Below are 19,795 nucleotides of genomic sequence, written 5' to 3'. Positions count from 1 at the left end.
GGCTGGGCGCGTCAATCCAACCGCCATCACGGTTGCTCCACTGACTCCACCCCGGAAACCGCGAGCCATCAGAGAGATAAACCGCAGTGGACAGCGTATCGCCGCTGTTCCAGGACGCGGCGAGGTCCGCCTTCCCGTTCCGGTTGTGAACGGCCAGGGCGGCGTCGGCACCGGCCTGCGTGATTCGGGAGCCGGTGTCGGCCACGTTGGCAGGGGCGGCAGGTCGTAGCCCTGCGTTAAAGGTCAGCGCCGGAAGGCCGTCCGCTTGCGCGGAGGCGGTGGCCGGGAGCAGAGCGCCGACCATAATCATGCCTATCAAGGCCCCGAATATCGCCGTCCAGCGCCACACGGCTGGTGTCGCTTTTCCTGAACCCGACATGGAGATCTCCTTCTCCGCTCAAGACGAGTCATCAGGGCACTAAAGGGCGCGGTCAGCCTCGCCTTTGTCCTCGTTTTGATCCTGGTCGGGTTCGACCAGATGGGCGCAAGTATTCCACTACTCAATTTCGGCGCATAGGCTATGTTTCGGCGCACAAGTTATACAAAGGCGCGGGGTCATAAAGCGCGGAGATGGGACAGCCCAGGTCTCACAACCCACGATAAGCAATATGGATAAAACGGCATGCGGGAGGCGCCTCGCCTTCGGGGGCACGTCTCGATCGCAGGGAACCGAGCGAAGGATGAGGCTCCCGGTGCCACCATTCCGCCACCGATCGCACCGGCCTCCGACCTCGGCCGCCGACTGGCCCCGCGCCGGGCCCTGCGGGCCGAGCAGATACGTCCCCGCCGACCCGGCCCTCTTCCCAGGATCGTCGCGCGGGTCTTGGGCGCGTTCGCGGCAGCGCATGATGACCGGATGCGCTCGAAACCCTGGCCGAGACGCTGGGGTTCGCCTCCACCGCCGAATCGGCCGACGCACTGCGCCCCTACGGGATCACACCGCTGTCCACGCTGTTCGAAGGAAGACGCCCAACCACACGCTTCAGGGAAGGACACCGGGAAGGGTGACGTGCAGGCGGATGATCGTGCCCGTCTCCGGGGCCGAGCGGACCTGCACCAGGTCGCAGATCTGGTGCACCAGCCACATCCCCCGGCCGCGCAGCGAACGCGGGGAGGGCGCCATGCGGCCGATCATGGGGTCGCTCATCACCCCCGCGTCACGGAACTCGCAGATCAGCGACCCCTGCTGCACCCACGTGCGCAGAGTCCCGTGGCCGCCGCCGTGCGCGATGCTGTTGCCCGCGACCTCGGTCACCGCGACGAGGGTCTCCCGCAGCCGGTCTCCCGTCAGCCCGTGCGGCGCGGCGCAGGCGATCACCTTCTCCCTGACGGCCGCGAGGTCCCCCCTGGCGTAGGGGAACTCCTCGTACGGGTCGCAGGCGGGTTCGAGCTCCGCCCAGGAGAACGGTTCCCTGACGTAGTCGGAGGAGGGCCGCGAACCGTCGTCCGTCAACGTGTACGGATGACAGCGGCTGATCGCCCGCATCGTCTCGGGGTCGATCGTCGCGGTGTCATAGGGGCACAGCAGCCACCAGGCGGGGGAACCGGTGAAGGCGAGGTTCAGCAGCCATTCGTGGTAGCGAAGCTCCTCGATCTCCGCGCCGCCCCGGCCGTGCCAGTCGGTCTCGCCGATGCCGCGCACCGGTCTGCCCTCCGCCGTCCGTTCGCCGATCCAGCGCTGCCAGGCGGGGATGAGCCTGGCGGGGTTGCGGCCGAGCGCCTCGGTGTCCATGAACACCACGCCGGGGTCGGTGCCGGGCAACTCCTCGCGCAGCATCCGTTCGCGGTCCTCGGGTACGGAGATCAGGACGATCTCCCCTGCCGCTAGGGCGTCGTCGATGAAGGAGCGGACCCCGGCGAGGAACTGCTCCTCCCCGGAGTAGGTGTAGAGCTCATGGCGCAGGCCGGCCGTGTCCATCACACCGGTGGTCTCGGTAGTCATGGCGTCAGCTCCACGCGTATCTCGCAGTTGCCGTAGCCGAGCATCTCCCAGCACGACCTCACTGTCGGATTCGCGCCCTCGATCGTGATCCGGTGGACCGAGGTGTCAGCGGCGGCCTCGACGAGCGCGCGCATTCCGGCGGCGTCCATCAGCTCCAGCTCGTCGAGATGGAGCCGTAATGTCGGTGAGAGCGCCGTCGCGGCGGCCAGGGCGGCACCGAACGCCGCGGCTCCGTCGGAGTCGACGACTCCGCACACGGCCCAGTCTCCGGGCCCCGAGCTGAACATCCGAAACGACGGTCCCGCGCGTCCGGTACCCAGTTCGCTGGGGTGCACACACGCCACATGGTCAAGGGTCGCGGCGCCGAAGCTGTCGTGGCCGTACGCGCAGACCATGATGGCCTCGTGGTCGGCCACCAACCGGTCGAGGCGCAGTTCGTGGTCGATCAGCGCCTCGATCCCGATCTCGGGTGGGACGAGCTGATCCATCACGGCCAGTACGCGCAGGGCTCGATATCCCTGTCGTCCCGCCATGTCGGCCTCGCGCCGTACGAGACCGAGCATCGGGCCGAGGTCGGGGGTCGGGCCGTCGCCCAGGACGGAGCGGGGGTCGACGAGGGTGGCGTCCCTGGGGACCTCCGCGGAGGCGATGGGGTCGAGGGGCGAGCCGACGATGACGACCTTGTCGCCGAACAGCTCACCGTCGGCCAGGAAGGCCGAGGTCACGGCCGCGTATCCCTGGTGGGGCTCGACGATCCAGCACACGTGCTCGCCGACGTCGACCAGGTCGAGTGTCGGCGTAGTGCCTGACTTCCGCACCGCGAACCACCCCGCTCTCGCCGCGTCACCCCGGCGTAGCCTACTGCGCCTGGATCAGCCGACTGCCCCACGAAGCCCGCCGGAACCGTACGGCCAGGCGGTCGTGAAGGCCGGGGGAAGGGGTCAGCTCGCCTCGAAGGCCGCCGCGACCGCGGCCCTGACCCGGTCCATGACGCCCGTCGTCGAGGTGATCTCCCTGTCCAGGGAGGTCATGTCCACCTCGGGCATGCCGCAGGCCACCGCCCAGCCCCACGGGGTCAGGTCGCCGTCGACGTTGAGGGCGAAGCCGTGACTGGTCACGCCACGGCTCTGCCGCATGCCGATCGAGACGATCTTCCGCCCGGTTCGCTTCGTCCAGACGCCGGTGAGCAGCGGCGAGCCGGGCGGGGTGTCGCGGCGCTCGGCCGGGACGTCGAGCGCGTCGAGCGCCCGCACCAGCCTGAGCTCCACCTCACGGACGTAGTCGACGATCCCCTCGTCGTCGCCCAGCTTGACGATCAGGTAGCCGACGAGCTGTCCGGGGCCGTGGTAGGTGAGCTGGCCGCCCCTGCCCGTGTTGACGACGGGAATGCCGTGGGAGGGGTCGGGCAGATGCTGCTGCAGGGTTCGTCTGCCCGCGGTGTAGACCTGCGGGTGGCTGAGCAACCAGAGCGTGTCGGAGCGCTCGTCGCGCTGCCGCTGACCGACCAGGTCGGTCATCCGTTCCATCGCCTTCTCGTAGTCGACCAGGTCGTCCTGCAGCAGTGTCAGCGGCCGTTCCCTCATGCCCCCAGATTAGTTGTCAGTAGCGAGTCGCCGGCGCCTTGGGGAGGAAGATCCACATCAGGACGTAGGCGACCCACATGGGGCCGGGCAGCAGGGAGAGCAGCAGCCAGAGGATCCGTACGACGGTGGGTGACCAGCCGAGGCTCTCCGCGATGCCGCCGCAGACTCCAGCGATGATCTTGTGGTTTCTCGAACGGTGCACTTCTTCTCCCCGTGTCGTGGTCTGTTCGTCTGGTTCAACGAGTGGCGGGAGAACCCCCGTTCCCTCGCCGACCCTGAGAAAACCCTGACAGGGTTCGACGGGCGGGCACCCAAGGCGAACCGGCACCCAGGGCGAACCGGCGGCCGAACGGTCGGCGACATGGACGGGCCGCGACCCAGGCGGGTCACGGCCCGCATGGATCACGGCCTTTGTGGGTCACGGCCCTTGTGGGTCACGTCCGGGTGGGAACCTCAGCGGCCGAGGATCCTGCGTACCCAGGTGTCGCGGGTCCGCAGCGCGTCACGGCCGAGCCCGCTGTCCGGGAAGTACATCTCGAAGCCGTGGAAGCCGCCGTTCCACACGTGCAGTTCGGCCTCGCCGCCCGCCGCCCAGATACGGCTGGCGTACTCGACCGACTCGTCGCGGAACAGCTCGGCCGAGCCCAGCTCGATGTACGCCGGGGGCAGGCCGGACAGGTCCGTCGCCCTGGCGGGAGCGGCGTACGGCGAGACGTCGGGGCCGCCGACCCCGTCGCCGAGGACCGACTTCCAGGCGAAGAGGTTGGCGGCCCTGTCCCAGGTGCCGATCCCGTCGTACTGGTGGGTCGAGACGGACTCGTTGCGGTCGTCGAGCATGGGGACCAGCAGCAGCTGCCCGGCCAGCTTGGGACCCTTGCGGTCGCGGGCCATCAGCGACATGGCGGCGGCCAGGTTGCCTCCGGCGCTGCCGCCCATGACGATCAGGCGCTCCGGGTCGTAGCCGAGTTCCTCGGCGTGGTCGGCCGTCCAGAGCAGGCCGGCGTAGCAGTCCTCGGCAGGCCCGGTTCCGGGGTTCTCCGGCGCGAGGCGGTACTCGACGTTGACCACGACGAAGCCGAACTCGACCACCATGTCGACCAGGCGGGGGGTGTCCATGTGCCGGTCGCCCATGACCAGGCCGCCACCGTGCATGTTGTACAGGCCCGGTGCGCCGGGCACGCGCTCCTTGGGCCGCAGGATGGTGACGGCCAGGTCGGGGGCTCCCGGCCTGCCCGGGATCGTGCGTTCCTCGGCCTCGACGGGCCGGTCGCCGATGACCACCGCGGCGGGCTGGGCCATGGCCTCAAGCCCGGCCCGGGAGGCGGCCAGCGTCTCGGCGTTCAACGGCTGGGGCGGGCTGTCGCCGCGCATCGCGGCGAGCAGTTGTCCGAGCTCGGGGTCGAAGGGGACGGGGGAGACAGTCGTCATGGGGACCTCGGTCGTTGTGGAACGGCAGGCAGGGACAGCCTAAATCGCCCTTTTCTCCCCCTTCACCTGGCCCCTCTTCGATATACGATTTTTATATACGATTTCCTGGTCCGGTCCCTGTCCGCCTCTGGAAGGCGGACAGGGGCCGGAGCGCCCGGCCGTCGAACGCCCACTTCGACGCCGGCTAGTCCAGCTGCTGCAGGGCGACGTGCCAGGACCCCGCCTCGGGCCTGAGCCCGGACAGCAGGCGGTCGGCCTCCCCCGAGGCGGCCTGCAGGTCGGAGCCGAGGTCACCCCCGCGCGGCAGCCGGTCGCGCCGTACGACGGCGACCGTGACCTCCGCCGAACCGTTGGCGAAGAACTCCCACATGACGGGCTTGGCGCCGCAGGGTGCGGACCTGGCGAGGACCCCGGTCCTGTCGGCCTTGTCCGCCCAGATGAGAGCGTGCAGATCCTCTCCCTCGCAGCGGACGTACACCCGGCCCTTGCCCTCCACCGCGCCCTGGAAGGCGTGCTTCTCGTTGATCTGGGTGAGGTGACCGCCCGCGACCTGGTGGCTGTTGGGCAGGCCCCCGAGGTTGAACTCGCCCTGGGTCGCGAGGCGGGCTCCGTTGTCCAGGCAGATGTCCGGCGAGCAGGAGGCGGTGGAGACCCCCTGGTCGTGGATCGCGATCTCCCACAGGGCGGGGCCACGAACGGCGTCCGCGAGCGCCCGGTCGTACCCCTGGGGAGACTGCTCCTCGGGAGAGGGATCCTTGGGGGTGTCCTCGACCGTGGTGGGGACGGTGAACACCTCGACCGTGACGGGGACCCCGGCGGTGAGCCCGTCGAGGCTGCCGAACGCCGTCCACTCCTGTCCCCGCTCGTTCTCCCCGCAGGTGCCCACGTCCACCCGGTCGCCGTAGTGCACGAACACCCGGCTCGCGTGGGCGCAGTTGACGCGGTAGGAGGTCTTTTCGCTCTTCGGGACGAACGAGAGCCGCTCCGCCTTCCCCGTCTCCTCCGAGCGGACGCCCGCCAGCCGTACTCCCTCTTCGCCCACCTGTTTGATCGGTTCGCCCACCTGGGCCATGATGCTGCCGCCGCCCCGCGTGCCGCCGTCCCGTGTGCCGCCGGACAGCAGGGTCGGCGTCAGGACGAGCGCGGCGGCGGTCACGGCGGCGACCGTTCCCACCGTGGCCCACCTGCGCCGTCTGATCCTCCTGCCCTCGGTGAGGATGTCCTCAAGCCGGGCGCCGCCCCCGTGGCCGCCCGTGCTGCGTTCGGCGAGCAGTTCCCTCAGGTCGTGCTCGGTGTGGCTCATCGCTGTGCTCCCGTCATCGTCCGAACCCCCTGGTCGACCCGCAGCCGGGCGAGTGCCCTGCCGAGTTGGCTCTTGACCGCCCCGACCGAGCAGCCGAGCACGCCGGCGACCTGGGCCAGGGTCATCTCCTCGAAGTAGTGCAGGACGACCACGGCGCGCTGACGCCCCGACAGCGTGCCGATCGCCGTCCACAGCGCGTCCCGGTCGCCGATCTCCCGGGTGAAGTCCCGTCCGTCGTCCCGGTCGGGCATCACCTCCGTCGGGACCTCGCCCCGCCAGCGTCGCCGCCACCAGGAGGCATGGGTGTTGGCGATGATCCGGTACACGTACGGATCGGGGTCGCCGTCGATCCGGCGCCAGGCGAGCCATGCCCTGGCCAGCGCCGTCTGCACCAGGTCCTCGGCGATCGCCCAGTCTCTGGTGAGGAGGTACGCCGTTCTTCGCAACCGTTCATGACGTTGCGCGACGTACTCCGTGAACTCGGTCATCTTGTCCTCCAGAGTGACGTCCTCATGGAGGACTACCGGTTGGCCCACGGATTCGGATGACACCGGCGTATCGGCCGAATGACCGGGTCACGTCAGGTGCCCGGCTCCGCTAGCCTCGCCTACGTCACGCACGTACTCCGGGACGGAAGGTGCCCAAGTTGATCGGCTGGTTCGAAGCGGTGGTCCTCGGCCTCGTTCAGGGGTTGACGGAGTTTCTGCCGATCTCCTCAAGCGCCCACATCAGAGTCGTCTCCGCGTTGTTCGGTTGGACCGATCCCGGCGCGGCGTTCACCGCCGTGATCCAGATCGGTACCGAGGCGGCGGTCGTCATCTACTTCCGCAAGGAGATCTGGGAGATCATCTCCACCTGGGTCAGGTCCCTGTGGACGCCTGACCTGCGCTCCCACCACGCCGCCAGGATGGGCTGGTACATCATCGTCGGCACGCTGCCGATCGTCGTGCTCGGCCTGCTGTTCAAGGACAGCATCGAGACCGTCTTCCGCGACCTGCGGCTGATCGCCACGACCCTGATCGTCTTCGCCGTGATCCTCTGGTTCGCCGACCGTACGGCCCGCAACAAGCTGACCCTGCAGCGCCACCTCAGCTTCCCGCACGCCCTGATCTACGGCTTCGCCCAGTCGCTGGCCCTCATCCCCGGCGTCTCCCGCTCCGGCGGCACGGTCAGCGCGGGTCTGCTGCTCGACTACCGCAGGGAGGAGGCCGCGAAGTACTCCTTCCTGCTGGCCATCCCGGCGGTGCTCGGCGCGGGCGTGCTGGAACTGTTCAAGATCGGTGAGGCCGACAGCCCCGACTGGGGGCCGACGATCCTGGCCACCGTGATCTCGTTCGTCGTCGGCTACGCGGCGGTCGCGTGGTTCCTGAAGTACATCAGCACCCACAGGTTCACCGGCTTCGTGATCTACCGGATCATCCTGGGCCTGGTCATCATCGCCCTGGTGAGCACGGGCGTCCTCGACCCCATGTCCTGAGGCCCCGTGAGAACCCCGGCAGAGCCCTTCGTGAGGTCCCCGGCGGAGCCTCACGAGAACCCCGTGAGATCCCGGTAGTTCCCCGTGCGCCCCGACTGGTCCGCCCTCCCCGTCCGACACGCCCTGCCCGAGCTGTCCGCCGCCCTCGACGAGTACGGCACGGCCGTGCTGACCGCGCCGCCGGGGACAGGGAAGACCACGCTCGTCCCGCTCGCGCTGGCCGGGCTGGTCGGTGACCCGCCGGTCCGGCCGTTCGTCGCGACGGAGCCGCGCAGGGTGATCGTGGCGGAGCCGCGCAGGATGGCGGTGCGGGCCGCGGCGCGGCGGATGGCGTGGCTGCTCGGGTCCGAGGTCGGCGGGCCGGTCGGCTTCGCCGTACGGGGGGAGCGGCGGGCGGGGCCCGAGACGGTCGTCGAGGTCGTCACCACGGGTGTGCTGCTGCGGCGGCTCCAGCGTGACCCCGAACTCGGCGGTGTGGACGTGGTGCTGCTCGACGAGTGTCACGAACGTCACCTGGACGCCGACACCGCCCTGGCCTTCCTGCTGGACGTCAGGTCCGCGCTCAGGCCCGACCTGCGGATCGTGGCGGCCTCGGCGACGGCGGACGCGGCTCCGCTGGCGGCGCTGCTCGGCCAGGACGGGCCGCCCGCGCCGGTCGTGCGGGCCGAGGGCGTCGCGCACCCGGTCACCCCGGTCTGGGCGCCCGCCCCCGCCACGGTCGCTCCCCCGCACGGCCTGCGGGTCGATCCGGCCTTCCTGGCCCATGTCGCCGCCGTCGTACGGCGGGCGCTGGCCGAGCACGAGGGGGACGTGCTGTGCTTCCTGCCGGGGGTCGGGGAGATCGCCAGGGTGGCCGCGCATCCCCTCGGGGACGTCGAGGTGCTCCAGGTGCACGGCCAGGCCCCGGCCCGGGTCCAGGAGGCCGTGCTCTCGCCGGGCACGCGCAGGCGGGTGGTGCTGGCCACCTCGGTCGCCGAGTCGAGCCTGACCGTTCCCGGGGTCCGGATCGTCGTGGACTCCGGGCTGGCCAGGGAGCCGAGGACCGACCACGCCAGGGGGCTCGGCTCGCTGACCACCGTGCGGCTCTCCCGGGCCTCGGCGACCCAGCGCGCGGGCCGGGCGGGGCGCGAGGCCCCCGGGGTGGTCTACCGGTGCTGGTCGCCGGTCGAGCACGAGCGGCTGCCCGAGCACTCCGCGCCCGAGATCGCACTGGCCGATCTGACGGGTTTCGCCCTACAGGCGGCCTGCTGGGGGGACCCTTCCGCGAGCGGTCTGGCGTTGCTGGATCCCCCTCCGGCCGCCGCGATGGAGGCGGCCCGCCGTACCCTGCACGCGCTCGGCGCCCTCGACTCCCCCGGGGGCCGTGTCACACCGAGGGGGCGGGAGATGGCCGGGGTGGGGGTCCATCCCCGACTGGCCAGGGCCCTGCTGGACGTGGGGCCGGAGGCGGCCGAGGTGGTGGCGCTGCTGTCCGAGCGGCTGCCGGGGGACGCGGGGGACGACCTGGTGGCGTTCTGGCGTGCCGTACGGCGGGGCGGGGACGGTTTCGCCGCCCGCTGGCGTCAGGAGGCGCGGCGGCTGGCCCGCGACGCGGGTCGCGCCTCCCCTTCGGGCATGGGGGACGACGCGGTGGCCGGGCTGGTGGTGGCGCTGGCCTATCCGGAGCGGGTGGCCAGGCGCCGGGGCGGCTCCTATCTGATGGCCTCGGGGACGGCCGCCGAACTGCCCTCCGGGTCGCGGCTGGGGAGCGCGCCGTGGCTCGCGGTCGCGGTCGCCGACCGGCCCGCAGGGTCGGCCGCCGCCCGGGTCAGGCAGGCCGTGGTGATCGACGAGGAGACCGCCAGGCTGGCCGCCTCCCCTCTGTACGACCGTGCGGAGGAGGTGGTGTGGCGGGTCCCGCCGGGTGAGCGGCGCGGTGACGTCTCGGCTCGCCGGGTCGAACGCCTGGGCGCCGTCGAGCTGTCCTCGGTCCCGTTGCCCGACGCCGACGTCAGGCCCGCGCTCCTGTCCGGCCTGCGCGCCGAGGGTCTGTCGATCCTGCGCTGGACCCCCGAGGCCGTCGCCCTGCGGGAACGGCTGGCCTTCTGCCACCGGGCGCTGGGTGAGCCGTGGCCCGCGGTGGACGACGACGCCCTGCTCGACGCGGTCGATCTGTGGCTTGAGCCCGAACTGTCGCGGGCCCGTCGCAGGGCCGACCTCGAACGGCTGGACGTGGCCGGCTCCCTGGGCCGGCTGGTTCCGTGGAGCGCGCGCCTCGACGAGACCGCCCCCGAGCGGGTCGAGGTGCCCAGCGGGTCGCGGATCAGGGTCGACTACTCGGGTGAGCGGCCGGTGCTGGCCGTCAAGCTCCAGGAGTTGTTCGGCTGGGACGAGGCGCCCAGGATCGCGGGGGTCGCGCCGGTCGTCCACCTGCTCTCCCCCGCCGGGCGGCCCGCCGCGGTCACCGACGACCTGGCCTCGTTCTGGCGCGGCGACGGCTACCGCTCGGTCAGGGCGGAGCTGCGCGGGCGCTATCCCCGGCATCCGTGGCCCGAGGACCCGCTGTCCGCGACGGCCACCCGCCGAACCAACCCCCGGCGCTGACCCCTCACCACCGCCCCTCACCACAGATCCCCACCGCGGACCCTCATCGCGGCCCTCGCCCCCGGGCCCTCAGCGCCGGGTGAAGCGCCCCGGGCCGCCCGCCGTACCGGCCACACGCTGGGCGAAGAGTCCCTGGCCGTCCTCTCCGTCACCGAGCGTGCCGAATTCCGGTTCACACATCGATGATCACGCGCTATCTTAGTGATATCACTCCGATAGCAAAGGTGGAGCACATGGAACGACGTGCCTTCCGGATCAACGGTTTCGCCGTTCTCCTCGGACTTCTGGTCCTCCTCGCCGTCCTGGCCGGGATCGCGTTCTCCGGCGGCGACGTCGTCAAGATCGTGGCCGGGGTCGTGGCGGTGCTGACCCTGGTCGTCCTGGGCAGCGGCTTCGTCGTGGTCAACCCCAACGAGGCCCAGGTCGTGCAGTTCCTCGGCCGCTACGTCGGCTCGGTCAACGACGCGGGCCTGCAGTGGGTGCTTCCCTTCACCACCAGGCGCCGCATCACCCTGCGGGTGCGCAACTTCGAGACGGCCAAGCTCAAGGTGAACGACGCCGACGGCAGCCCCGTCGAGATCGCGGCCGTCGTCGTCTACCGGGTGACCGACACCGCCAAGGCGGCCTTCTCCGTGGACGACTACGAGGAGTACATCGCGATCCAGTCGGAGGCGGCCGTGCGGCACCTGGCCACCAGCCACCCCTACGACTCCCACGAGGGCAGCGGCACCAGCCTGCGCGACGGCGCCGAGGTGGCCGCCGAGCTGACCACCGAACTGGTCGACCGCACCGAACTGGCCGGGGTCGAGGTGCTTGAGGCCCGCATCACCCACCTGGCCTACGCCCCCGAGATCGCCCAGGCCATGCTGGTCCGCCAGCAGGCCGCCCAGGTGGTCGCGGCTCGCACGCACATCGTCTCCGGCGCCGTTGGTATGGTCCAGCTTGCACTCAACCGGCTGGCCGAGGAGGGCGTCGTGGAGCTCGACGAGGAGCGAAAGGCCCAGATGGTGTCCAACCTCCTGGTCGTCCTGTGCGGCGACCGGGCTACCCAGCCGGTGGTCAACGCCGGCAGCCTGTATGCCTGAGCGGAAAAAAGTCCTGCTCAGACTCGATCCGGCCGTCTACGAGGCGATCGCCAAGTGGGCGGCCGACGATCTGCGGAGCGTCAACGCCCAACTGGAGTACGCGCTGCGCCTGGCGCTCAAGGGGGCGGGCCGCGATCTGCGGCGCGCCGGGGCGGATAACGCCGATGAGCCGGACAAGTCATCTGATTGAGATGTGATGCGCTTCCCCTGGCGCACTTGCCGGATAACACTCGGTTCATGTCCTGGGTGGGAAGGTCCGCAGCCGAGATAGCCGAGGCCGTACGCCGGGGGGAGGTCACCGCCCCCTCGGTCGTCGAGGACCACCTCCGGGTGATCGCCGAACGCGACGGACGGATCGGGGCCTTCCGCAGGGTCCGCACGGAACGGGCGCTCGCCGAGGCGCGGGCCCTGCAGGAACGCGAGGACCTGGCCACGCTGCCGCTCGCGGGCGTGCCCGTCGCGATCAAGGACGTCGTCGCGGTCAGGGGCGAGTCCATGCGGAACGGCTCCGCGGCCACCTCCTCCGTCGCGGCGGCCGAGGACCACCCGGTGGTGGCCAGGCTCAGGGCGGCGGGGGCGGTGGTCGTCGGGATCACCAACGTGCCCGAACTGTGCCTGGCCGGTTTCTGCGACAGCGTCTACGCCGTCACCCGCAACCCGTGGGATCCCCGGCGCACCCCCGGCGGCTCCTCCGGCGGCAGCGCCGCGGCGGTCGCCGCCGGGATGGTCCCGCTGGCCCACGGAACCGACGGCCTCGGCTCCCTGCGCGTCCCCGCCGCCTGCTGCGGGATCGTCGCCATCAAGCCCGGCCAGAAGGTCGTCCCACCCCCGGAGCACGACTGGTACAGCATGGCGGAGAACGGCCCGCTGGCCACGACCGTGACCGACCTGGCGCTGGCGCTGGCGGTGATGGCGGGCGACATGTCCCTGGCCCTGCCGACCACCTCCCACCGCACGTCCGGCTCCCCCGGCTCTCCCGGCTCCTCTGCCGACGACGGGGCGCTGTGGAGCGACGGAGGACGTGGCGCGCCGATCCCGCCGCGCCCCTCGGGACTGCGGATCGGCGTGGCCCGCCTGCCGGTGCCGCCGGGCTTCGCGATCGACCCCGAGCTGCAGCGGGCGGTCGTCGAGGCGGGCCACACCCTGGCCGCCGCCGGGCACACCGTGGTCGAGCACGAGACGCGGCTGCCGAGCTGGCTGGGCAGCGCCACGATCGCCGCCTGGTTCGCCTGTGCCCTGCGCGAGACCCGGGGACTCGACTCCCGCAGACTTGAGCGCCGTACCCGGGCACTGGCCAGGGCGGGCAGGCTGCTGGCCAGGATCGGCAAGGACGGTTCGCGAGGTAGGGAACGCTGGCGCGCCCGGGGCGCCGACCACTGGTTCGGCAAGGCCGACGTGCTCATCACCCCGACGCTCGCCGCCTCCCCTCCCCCCGCCGAACGCTGGGGCCGCCGGGGGCTGCTGGACAACACCCGCGTCAACCTGACCTACGCCCCGGCGACCGGCGCCTGGAACATGGCCGGCTGGCCCGCCATGAGCGTGCCGTACGGCTGGCACTCGACGGGCATGCCCATCGGCGTGCAGCTCGTCGCCCCGCCGGGAGGTGAGGCCCGCCTGCTCGGCCTGGCCCAGCAGTTGGAGGCCGCCCACCCCTGGCTCCGCCACGCCCCTTCGTGAAGGGGTCCGCCGGTCCGTGGCGGAGGGTTCCGCCACGGACCGGGGCGGTCACACGCCGGTCGGGTGCCAGACCGTCTTGGTCTCCAGGAAGGTGGTCATCCGCCGGGTTCCTGGGTCGGCGTACCAGTCGGTCACGGGCACCGGGCGCAGGACCCGCTTGAGGTTCTCCGCCGCGGCCTCCTCGCACGTGACCGCCAGCTCCGCGTCCGCGACGCCGGTGAGGTCGAGGGCGTTGACGTCCATGTGCGAGGCCAGCCAGGGCGCGATCTCCGCCGTCGAGCCGGTCAGCACGTTGACCACCCCGCCCGGCAGGTCGGAGGTGGCCAGCACCTCCGCCAGCGTGACGGCGGGCAGCGGCGCCCGCTCACCGGCGACCACGACGCAGGTGTTGCCGGTGACGATCACCGGGGCGACGACCGAGACGAGGCCGAGCAGCGGGTCCTCGGGCGCGACGACCGCGACGACCCCGGTCGGCTCGGGCGTGGAGAGGTTGAAGTACGGCCCGGCGACCGGGTTGGCCGCCCCCGCCACCGCGGTGATCTTGTCGGACCATCCGGCGTACCAGACCAGCCGGTCGACGGCCGCGTCCACGTTCCTGCCCGCCTCTGCCCGGCCCGCGCCCGCCGCGACCAGCTCCGCGACGAACTGCGCCCGGCGCCCTTCGAGCATCTCGGCCACCCGGTACAGGATCTGACCCCGGTTGTACGGCGTCGCGCCCGACCAGCCGGGGAAGGCCTTGCGGGCCGCGGAGACCGCGTCCCGGGCGTCCTTGCGGGACGCCTTCGCGGCGTTGGCCAGGAAGTCGCCCTTGGAGGAGGTCACCGGATAGGACCTTCCGCTCTCCGAGCGCGGGAACGCCCCGCCGATGTACAGCTTGTAGGTCTTGCGTACGGCCAGCCGTACGGGATCGGTCTTACTCATCGCCCCGCCCTCTCCACGTGCTCTCCTGCTGCGAGAGCCGGGCGGGCACGAAGACCTGACCGCAGCGGCTCACCCCGCACCGGTGGGCGAACCAGCCGCGCAGCGCGGGACGGCCCGCCCTGGCGAAGCCGTGTCCCCTGGTCGCCTGGCCACGGCGGCGACGGCGCCGGGACTCGCGGTGGTCACACATCGAGATACGCCTCCAGCCCGTGTCGTCCGCCCTCTCTGCCGTATCCCGACTCCTTGTAACCGCCGAACGGCGAGGTCGGGTCGAACCGGTTGAAGGTGTTGGCCCACACGACGCCGGCGCGCAGCCGGTCCGCCATCCACAGGATGCGTGAGCCCTTCTCGGTCCACACCCCCGCGGACAGGCCGTAGGGGGTGTTGTTCGCCTTCTCCACGGCCTCGGCGGGCGTACGGAAGGTCAGCACGGACAGCACAGGCCCGAAGACCTCCTCTCGCGCGATCCGGTGCGACTGCGCCACCCCGGTGAAGATCGTCGGCGGGAACCAGAAGCCCCGTTCCGGCAGCGGGCACACCGGGGACCAGCGTTCGGCCCCCTCTGCCTCCCCGGCGTCGGACAGCTCACGGATCCTGGCGAGCTGGGCGGCGGAGTTGATCGCGCCGATGTCGGTGTTCTTGTCCAGCGGGTCGCCCAGGCGCAGTGTGCTCAGGCGCCGCTTCAGTGCCGTGAGCAGTTCCTCGGCGACCGACTCCTGGACCAGCAGGCGGGAGCCCGCGCAGCACACGTGCCCCTGGTTGAAGAAGATGCCGTTGACGACGCCCTCGACGGCCTGGTCCAGCGCGGCGTCGTCGAAGACGATGTTGGCGGCCTTGCCTCCGAGCTCAAGGGTGAGCCGTTTGCCGGAGCTCGCGGCGGACCTGGCGATCCGGCGCCCCACCTCGGTCGAACCGGTGAAGGCGATCTTGTTCACGTCGGGGTGGTCGACCAGGGCCGCGCCGGTCTCGCCCGCGCCGGTCACGATGTTGACCACGCCCGGCGGCAGGTCGGCCTGCTGACAGATCTCGGCGAACAGCAGCGCGGTCAGCGGGGTCGTCTCGGCGGGCTTCAGCACGACCGTGTTCCCGCAGGCCAGCGCGGGGGCGATCTTCCAGGCCAGCATGAGCAGCGGGAAGTTCCACGGGATGATCTGGCCCGCGACGCCCAGCGGCCTGGGGTCGGAACCGTACCCCGCGTGCCCGAGCTTGTCGGCCCAGCCCGCGTAGTAGAAGAAGTGCGCCGCCACCAGCGGCAGGTCCACGTCACGGGACTCGCGGATCGGCTTGCCGTTGTCGAGCGTCTCCAGTACGGCCAGCTCACGCGAGCGTTCCTGGATGATGCGGGCGATCCTGAACAGGTACTTTGCCCGTTCGGAGCCCGGCATCGCCGACCAGGCGCCGAAGGCCTTGCGTGCGGCGCCGACCGCCCTGTCCACGTCGGTCTCGGTGGCCCACACGACCTCGGACAGGACCTCTTCGGAGGCGGGGTTGACGGTCTTGTGCGCGGTGCCGCCCTGGGAGTCGACCCACTCGCCGCCGACGAACAGCCGGTAGGAGGGCCTGATGTCGACGACGGCGCGGGATTCGGGGGCCGGTGCGTATTCGAACATCGATCAGTCCAGGGTGAAGTAGTCGGGACCGGCGTAGCGGCCCGTGGCCAGCTTCTGACGCTGCATCAGCAGGTCGTTGAGCACGCTTGAGGCGCCGAGCCGGAACCAGGCGGGGTCGAGCCAGCCGTCGCCGACGGTCTCGTTGACGAGCACCAGCATCTTGATCGCGTCCTTGGTGGTCTTGATGCCGCCCGCGGGCTTCACCCCGACCTTGCGGCCCGTGACGGCCAGGAAGTCGCGGACCGCCTCAAGCATCACCAGCGTCACCGGCAGGGTCGCGGCGGGCTGCACCTTGCCCGTCGAGGTCTTGACGAAGTCGCCTCCGGCCAGCATGGCCAGCCAGGCCGCGCGCCGTACGTTGTCGTAGGTCACCAGCTCGCCGGTCTCCAGGATCACCTTCAGGTGCGCCGTACCGCACGCCGCCTTGACCGCGGCTATCTCCTCGAAGACCTTGAGGTAGTCGCCGGACAGGAAGGCGCCTCTGTCGATCACCATGTCGATCTCGTCGGCGCCCGCCGCGACCGCGAAGGCCGTCTCGGCGACCTTGACGTCCAGGGAGGAACGGCCGCTGGGGAAGGCGGTGGCGACGCTGGCGACCCGCACCCCGGAACCGGCGAGCGCCTCGACCGCGCGGGGGACCAGGTCGGGGTAGACGCACACCGCGGCCACCTTCGGCACCGAGGGGTCACCGGGATCGGGGCGGACCGCCTTGGCGCACATCGCGCGCACCTTGCCCGGCGTGTCGGCCCCTTCGAGGGTGGTCAGGTCCACCATGCGGATGGCGAGGTCGATGGCCAGCGCCTTGGACGTGGTCTTGATCGATCGGGTGCCGAGCGTCGCGGCTCGCTGGTCGGCGCCCACACGGTCGACACCGGGTAGGCCGTGGAGGAGGTTTCGCAACGCGACGTTGGACGAGGCCACGTCGGCGAGCGAAGGAGTCATAGTCGACACCTCTCCAGCATGCCGACTGGTGTCTTCAGTTCCAAACCGGGTGTCGGCCAGTCACGGCACCGGTTTTCGTCAACATTCGCCGATTCCTTCGGGAAATCGGATGGATCTTCCCCCTGAGGGGGCGGGCGGGGCTGAAAAAACCCCGCCCGCCCAGGGGTCAGCAGGTGGCCTCACCGGGCTGCGGGCCGACGTTGACGGCGGTCCACGCCGCCTTGGTCGCGGTCACCTCCGCGCAGCCGAAGAGCATCTTGGCCGCGTAAACGGTGGCCTGTCTGCTCCTGCCGTGCGTCCAGGGGTATGTCCTGAGCCTCAGCCCCGAGTAGAAGATCTGCCCGGCCTTGACGATCCCGATGCCGGTCAGCGTCGAGGGACCCCCGCAGACCGGGCTCGTCGGCTTGCCCACCGGGTTGGTGCCCTCGGCCAGCAGGTAGAACCAGTGGTTCTGCGGCCCCGCCGCCCTGTGCGGATCGACGTTCCAGGGCACCGGGTAGCAGTTCGGGTCGCCCGCGAGGGACGGGTTGAACATGTAACGGATCGGGCCGGTGCCGACCATGTTCACCTCCTCACCGACCAGGTAGTCCGGCTCGTCCAGGGCGACCGGGTGGTTGACGTAGTGCTCGTTCAGCGCGCCGAAGATGTCCCCGGTCGACTCGGCCAGCGCTTTCTCCTCGTCGTCTATCGGGGGTCCGCCGACTCCCACGGTCTCGAAGACGGCGTGGCCGTACTCGTGGGCGACCATGTCCAGCGAGACGAGTTGCTCGCGGTTCGCCCGGTTGTGGCCGAAAGAGACTGTGCTGCCGTTCCAGTGGCTGTCGACCTCGTTCAGCCCGACCCGTGCCGGATAGCTATTTCCCGCGCCGTTGACACCGTTGCGGTTCAGCCACTGTTTGAGCATGTCCGAGAACTTCTGCGCTCCGAACAGGACGTCGACACAGGCCGTCTCCAGGTTGGTGCCCTGCCCGTTGCCCCAGTTGTCGGTCGACTTGGTGTAGGCGGTGCCCGACAGGCCCCCGCACTGTAGATGGAGGCGGTCGGGGTCGATCATGGAATAGCGTCCTCCGGACCCAAGGGTCCGGATGGTCACCGGGTTGCCGTTGAAGCGGCTGTTGCCGAGGCCGTGGGCGATCTGGTCGACGGACTCGACGACGGTCCCGTCGAGGGCGTCCACGAAGACACGCCGTGAGACGGGAGCCGCCTGCGTCCCTCCTGTGACGACGACCTCCCAGGTCAGCCTGGGGTGGTCGGTCGTCGCATGGATCAGCAATCTGGGCGTGCCGGCCTTCTCCCCCGTCCCCGCGGTCTCGCCGAGGGCCTTGGCGGCGGCCTCCGCGGCGCTCACCCGTGGCGTCACGCCCGCCGCGCCGAGGTTCAGCGTGGCCCGCTGGCCGGTGACGACGGCGTTGACCACGGTGCCCGTCCTGTCGGTGGCGACGATCACCTCACCGCCGTGCACCGGCAGCCCGTGGTGGGTCCGCCGGTAGAGCAGGTAACGCAGGCCGCCCGGCCCCGAGGTGATCGTGGGAGGGGTGAGGGCGTCTCCCGGCGCGAGACGGAGTTCCTCCGCGTGCTCGCGGATGCTCCTGTCCGCGCCGGCGACCGCGCGCTGGTCCGGTGTTCCCGGGGAGGCTCCGGCGCTTCCCGTCAGCCCGGACACCCCCATCACGGCCACGGCCACGACGGCGCCCAACTTCGTTCTGGGGTTCATCCTTGAAGACTCCTTCGGTCAGGAGCCACAGCCGGCCGGGCTGCCTCAAACATGGCACCGGAAACAACCCGGAAGAACCCCATAAACATCCATATTTCCGACGTATGGATGCTTTCTCAGGAAGCCTCGCTCTTGATCGGAAATCCCGGAACGGCGATGCTGACATCGATTCCCATGCACGACCGGTTAGGCGGAGGAGTTTCATCCGGTTAGTGAGGTGTCATGACCGAGCGGACAGTCCTGATCTCCGGAGCCGGTGTCGGCGGGCCGACGGCGGCCTACTGGCTGGCCAGGCACGGCTTCCAGGTCACCGTCGTCGAACGCGCCGGAACGCCGCGCTCCAGCGGGAACCCGGTGGACGTCAGAGGCCCCGCCGTACGCGTCGCGGAACGGATGGGCGTCCTGTCCCGGCTGCGCGAGGCCGCCACCGGCACGACGGGCCTCACCTTCGTCGACGCGGCGGGCAGGCGGGTCGGCCGGATGGACATGCGCGCCTTCCAGCAGCCGGACGAGGTCGAGGTACCGCGCGGTGATCTCGCGGCGATCCTGTACGAGGCGAGCCGCGACCACGCCGAGTTCCTCTTCGACGACTCCGTCGTGACCCTCGACCGTGACGGGCGCGGGGTCGAGGTCACCTTCGAGCGCGCCGGGCCCCGCCGCTTCGACGTGGTGATCGGCGCCGACGGCCTGCATTCGCTGACCCGTCGGCTGACGTTCGGCACGGGGGACGGACTCATGCGCCACATGGGTCTCTACGTCGCGACGCTGCCGTTCCCCGGCCGGTCCGGGCCTGACCGGGACATCCTCATGCACAACGTCCCCGGCAAGGCGGTCGCCGTCAGCTCCACGCCCAGCGGCGCGTTCTTCCTGTACCGCAGCCCGGCGGAACCCGGCTTCGACCACCGCGACGTCGAGCAGCACAAGCGGCTGCTGACACGCGCGTACGCGGACGTCTCCTGGCGCGTGCCCGAACTCCTGGAGCGGGTGCGCGCCGCCGACGACCTCTACTTCGACTCGGTGAGCCGGGTGAGCCTGCCGCGCTGGTGGAACGGCCGGGTCGTCCTCCTCGGTGACGCCGCGTCCTGCGTCTCCCTGTTCGGAGACGGCTCCACCATGGCCATGGCCGGGGCGTTCACCCTCGCCGAGAAGCTCGCCGCGAGTCCGGACGACCCCCAGGCGGCCTTCCGCCGGTACGAGGCCACCCACCGGCGCCTGGTCGAGCCCAGGCAGCGGGCCGTCGGGCAGGCGTCGGCGCTCATGGTGCCCGCGACGCGGGGCGGCATCCTGGCGCGGAACCTCGCCACCCGCCTGTGGCCCGCCGTGGCCGCCGCCGCCCGGCTGAAGCGCTCCCTGCGCGCGGGATAGGCCTCTGCGGGGCCGAACCCGTGGGGGCCTAAGGCGGCCCCGCCCCGGCCTAGGTATGCCCCCGACCGCCGGGGCCGTGGAGATAAGGCATCCGTCCGATGTGGCGACGGGGGCCTTAGGAGGAGTCTCGAAGGTGTAAGGAAATCGCACCACCGGGGGCAGTCG

General features: G+C 71.0%; 19 protein-coding genes. 6 read left to right on the top strand and 13 right to left on the bottom strand.

Translation table 11 applies throughout. The features are described 5' to 3' along the window. The 8 genes from ABZ470_RS19940 to ABZ470_RS19905 all read right to left on the bottom strand — a co-directional run. Positions 1-379 (bottom strand): hypothetical protein (locus tag ABZ470_RS19940; protein ID WP_362912735.1); only part of this gene is annotated, 379 nt, incomplete at its 3' end. Between the two features lie 603 nt (positions 380-982). Next, on the bottom strand, positions 983-1,942 hold the full coding sequence (locus ABZ470_RS19935; protein ID WP_362782780.1) for a sensor histidine kinase: 960 nt from the start codon (positions 1,940-1,942) through the stop codon (positions 983-985). Then, positions 1,939-2,760 carry an MEDS domain-containing protein gene (locus ABZ470_RS19930; protein WP_352010744.1) on the bottom strand — a complete coding sequence of 274 codons (822 nt, stop codon included), beginning with the start codon at positions 2,758-2,760 and terminating at the stop codon, positions 1,939-1,941. Before ABZ470_RS19930 ends, ABZ470_RS19935 begins: the two co-directional genes overlap by 4 nt. A gap of 123 nt (positions 2,761-2,883) precedes the next feature. Beyond that, positions 2,884-3,525: a lipoyl(octanoyl) transferase LipB gene (gene lipB / locus ABZ470_RS19925; protein WP_352010745.1), complete on the bottom strand. Its 642-nt coding sequence runs from the start codon at positions 3,523-3,525 to the stop codon at positions 2,884-2,886. 16 nt (positions 3,526-3,541) lie between these two features. Next, positions 3,542-3,727, bottom strand: coding sequence for a PspC domain-containing protein (locus ABZ470_RS19920; protein WP_352010746.1), 186 nt, complete (start codon positions 3,725-3,727; stop codon positions 3,542-3,544). A gap of 251 nt (positions 3,728-3,978) precedes the next feature. Beyond that, the gene (locus ABZ470_RS19915; protein ID WP_352010747.1) at positions 3,979-4,953 is read right to left on the bottom strand and encodes an alpha/beta hydrolase; all 975 of its coding nucleotides are present in this window, start codon (positions 4,951-4,953) and stop codon (positions 3,979-3,981) included. A gap of 184 nt (positions 4,954-5,137) precedes the next feature. Further along, positions 5,138-6,256 (bottom strand): hypothetical protein, encoded by a 1,119-nt coding sequence (locus ABZ470_RS19910; protein WP_362912732.1) that lies wholly within the window; start codon positions 6,254-6,256, stop codon positions 5,138-5,140. Further along, complete coding sequence (locus ABZ470_RS19905) at positions 6,253-6,744, bottom strand: SigE family RNA polymerase sigma factor (protein ID WP_352010749.1); 492 nt, start codon at positions 6,742-6,744, stop codon at positions 6,253-6,255. The genes ABZ470_RS19910 and ABZ470_RS19905 overlap by 4 nt, the downstream gene beginning before the upstream one ends. A 149-nt stretch (positions 6,745-6,893) precedes the next feature. Here ABZ470_RS19905 and ABZ470_RS19900 point away from each other — a divergent pair, with 149 nt between their 5' ends. The 5 genes from ABZ470_RS19900 to ABZ470_RS19880 all read left to right on the top strand — a co-directional run bounded on the left by ABZ470_RS19900 (position 6,894) and on the right by ABZ470_RS19880 (position 13,078). Next, positions 6,894-7,733, top strand: a complete 840-nt coding sequence (locus ABZ470_RS19900; protein WP_362912730.1) for an undecaprenyl-diphosphate phosphatase — start codon at positions 6,894-6,896, stop codon at positions 7,731-7,733. A gap of 84 nt (positions 7,734-7,817) precedes the next feature. Then, a complete protein-coding gene (gene hrpB, locus ABZ470_RS19895; protein WP_362912728.1) occupies positions 7,818-10,316 on the top strand; it encodes an ATP-dependent helicase HrpB in 2,499 nt (832 codons plus the stop codon). A gap of 233 nt (positions 10,317-10,549) precedes the next feature. Beyond that, positions 10,550-11,401, top strand: coding sequence for an SPFH domain-containing protein (locus ABZ470_RS19890; protein WP_352010752.1), 852 nt, complete (start codon positions 10,550-10,552; stop codon positions 11,399-11,401). Continuing rightward, complete coding sequence (locus ABZ470_RS19885) at positions 11,394-11,591, top strand: hypothetical protein (protein ID WP_352010753.1); 198 nt, start codon at positions 11,394-11,396, stop codon at positions 11,589-11,591. The genes ABZ470_RS19890 and ABZ470_RS19885 overlap by 8 nt, the downstream gene beginning before the upstream one ends. A 47-nt stretch (positions 11,592-11,638) precedes the next feature. Continuing rightward, the gene (locus tag ABZ470_RS19880) at positions 11,639-13,078 is read left to right on the top strand and encodes an amidase (protein ID WP_362912726.1); all 1,440 of its coding nucleotides are present in this window, start codon (positions 11,639-11,641) and stop codon (positions 13,076-13,078) included. 48 nt (positions 13,079-13,126) lie between these two features. Here ABZ470_RS19880 and ABZ470_RS19875 read toward each other — a convergent pair whose 3' ends face one another. From ABZ470_RS19875 to ABZ470_RS19855, 5 genes are all read right to left on the bottom strand, one after another. Beyond that, positions 13,127-13,999, bottom strand: coding sequence for an aldehyde dehydrogenase family protein (locus tag ABZ470_RS19875; RefSeq protein WP_362912724.1), 873 nt, complete (start codon positions 13,997-13,999; stop codon positions 13,127-13,129). Further along, positions 13,992-14,189: a hypothetical protein gene (locus ABZ470_RS19870; RefSeq protein WP_362912722.1), complete on the bottom strand. Its 198-nt coding sequence runs from the start codon at positions 14,187-14,189 to the stop codon at positions 13,992-13,994. The genes ABZ470_RS19875 and ABZ470_RS19870 overlap by 8 nt, the downstream gene beginning before the upstream one ends. Continuing rightward, positions 14,182-15,609 carry an aldehyde dehydrogenase family protein gene (locus ABZ470_RS19865; RefSeq protein WP_362912720.1) on the bottom strand — a complete coding sequence of 476 codons (1,428 nt, stop codon included), beginning with the start codon at positions 15,607-15,609 and terminating at the stop codon, positions 14,182-14,184. Before ABZ470_RS19865 ends, ABZ470_RS19870 begins: the two co-directional genes overlap by 8 nt. A 3-nt stretch (positions 15,610-15,612) precedes the next feature. Further along, positions 15,613-16,551, bottom strand: a complete 939-nt coding sequence (gene deoC, locus ABZ470_RS19860) for a deoxyribose-phosphate aldolase (RefSeq protein WP_352010758.1) — start codon at positions 16,549-16,551, stop codon at positions 15,613-15,615. Positions 16,552-16,717: 166 nt separating this feature from the next. Next, positions 16,718-18,265, bottom strand: a complete 1,548-nt coding sequence (locus ABZ470_RS19855) for a M4 family metallopeptidase (protein ID WP_362912718.1) — start codon at positions 18,263-18,265, stop codon at positions 16,718-16,720. A 222-nt stretch (positions 18,266-18,487) separates the two neighbouring features. Between ABZ470_RS19855 and ABZ470_RS19850 the strand changes: the two genes are divergently transcribed. Then, positions 18,488-19,630 (top strand): FAD-dependent monooxygenase, encoded by a 1,143-nt coding sequence (locus ABZ470_RS19850; protein WP_352010760.1) that lies wholly within the window; start codon positions 18,488-18,490, stop codon positions 19,628-19,630. Positions 19,631-19,795: the final 165 nt, after the last annotated feature.

This window comes from Streptosporangium sp. NPDC020072 (genome assembly GCF_040631445.1).
Classification (GTDB): Bacteria; Actinomycetota; Actinomycetes; order Streptosporangiales; family Streptosporangiaceae; genus Streptosporangium.
This window is presented reverse-complemented; position numbering and strand designations above follow the sequence as displayed.

Excerpts from the sequence above, each read along its gene's own strand:
- ABZ470_RS19910 (WP_362912732.1), bottom strand. The coding sequence starts at position 6,256 with ATGAGCCACACCGAGCACGACCTGAGGGAACTGCTCGCCGAACGCAGC.
- lipB (WP_352010745.1), bottom strand. The coding sequence starts at position 3,525 with ATGAGGGAACGGCCGCTGACACTGCTGCAGGACGACCTGGTCGACTAC.
- ABZ470_RS19905 (WP_352010749.1), bottom strand. The coding sequence starts at position 6,744 with ATGACCGAGTTCACGGAGTACGTCGCGCAACGTCATGAACGGTTGCGA.
- ABZ470_RS19865 (WP_362912720.1), bottom strand. The coding sequence starts at position 15,609 with ATGTTCGAATACGCACCGGCCCCCGAATCCCGCGCCGTCGTCGACATC.
- ABZ470_RS19880 (WP_362912726.1), top strand. The coding sequence starts at position 11,639 with ATGTCCTGGGTGGGAAGGTCCGCAGCCGAGATAGCCGAGGCCGTACGC.
- ABZ470_RS19935 (WP_362782780.1), bottom strand. The coding sequence starts at position 1,942 with ATGACTACCGAGACCACCGGTGTGATGGACACGGCCGGCCTGCGCCAT.
- ABZ470_RS19850 (WP_352010760.1), top strand. The coding sequence starts at position 18,488 with ATGACCGAGCGGACAGTCCTGATCTCCGGAGCCGGTGTCGGCGGGCCG.
- deoC (WP_352010758.1), bottom strand. The coding sequence starts at position 16,551 with ATGACTCCTTCGCTCGCCGACGTGGCCTCGTCCAACGTCGCGTTGCGA.
- ABZ470_RS19870 (WP_362912722.1), bottom strand. The coding sequence starts at position 14,189 with ATGTGTGACCACCGCGAGTCCCGGCGCCGTCGCCGCCGTGGCCAGGCG.
- ABZ470_RS19885 (WP_352010753.1), top strand. The coding sequence starts at position 11,394 with ATGCCTGAGCGGAAAAAAGTCCTGCTCAGACTCGATCCGGCCGTCTAC.
- ABZ470_RS19855 (WP_362912718.1), bottom strand. The coding sequence starts at position 18,265 with ATGAACCCCAGAACGAAGTTGGGCGCCGTCGTGGCCGTGGCCGTGATG.
- ABZ470_RS19890 (WP_352010752.1), top strand. The coding sequence starts at position 10,550 with ATGGAACGACGTGCCTTCCGGATCAACGGTTTCGCCGTTCTCCTCGGA.
- ABZ470_RS19915 (WP_352010747.1), bottom strand. The coding sequence starts at position 4,953 with ATGACGACTGTCTCCCCCGTCCCCTTCGACCCCGAGCTCGGACAACTG.
- ABZ470_RS19875 (WP_362912724.1), bottom strand. The coding sequence starts at position 13,999 with ATGAGTAAGACCGATCCCGTACGGCTGGCCGTACGCAAGACCTACAAG.